The sequence below is a fragment of the Rathayibacter tritici genome (genome assembly GCF_002932875.1).
GTDB classification, from domain to species: Bacteria; Actinomycetota; Actinomycetes; order Actinomycetales; family Microbacteriaceae; genus Rathayibacter; species Rathayibacter tritici.
Window position 1 is genome coordinate 1 of record NZ_PSWS01000079.1, and the last position, 601, is coordinate 601.

Genomic DNA, 601 nt, shown 5'->3' on the forward strand with positions numbered 1-601 from the left:
TCAGCTCAGCTGCGTGCGCTCCACCCAGTCGAGGTACTCCGGTGTGACGGTGCCGGTGATGTACTCGCCCGTGAAGCAGCTGGTCTCGAGGTCGGTGACGTCCGAGCCCTCGAGAATCGCGGCCTTCATGTCGGCGACCTCCTGATAGATCAGCTGGTCGGCGCCGATCGCCTCGGAGATTTCCGGGATGCGGCGGTTGTGCGCGACCAGCTCCTGGCGCGAGGGCATGTTGATCCCGTAGACGTGCGGGTAGCGCACGGGGGGAGCGGCGGAGGCGAAGGTGACCGTGTTCGCGCCGGCCGCGCGCGCCATCTCGACGATCTCCTTCGACGTGGTGCCGCGCACAATCGAGTCGTCGACGATCAGCACGTTCTTGCCCTGGAACTCGCTCGACATCGCGTTGAGCTTCTGCCGCACCGACTTCTTGCGGACCGCCTGCCCCGGCATGATGAACGTCCGGCCGACGTAGCGATTCTTGTAGAAGCCCTCCCGGTACGCGATCCCGAGCTTCTGCGCGACCTGCATCGCGGCGGGGCGGGAGGAGTCGGGGATCGGCATGACAACGTCGATCGCTCCGCCCGGGGTGTACTGAGCGATGGTG

The 601-nt window shown here is 66.4% G+C and carries 1 protein-coding gene; it reads right to left on the minus strand.

Going from position 1 to position 601, the window contains the following annotated elements; genetic code table 11:
• Nucleotides 1-601, minus strand: a 601-nt coding sequence (locus tag C5D07_RS14770; RefSeq protein ID WP_258062097.1) for an amidophosphoribosyltransferase, incomplete at its 5' end; no start/stop codon positions are given.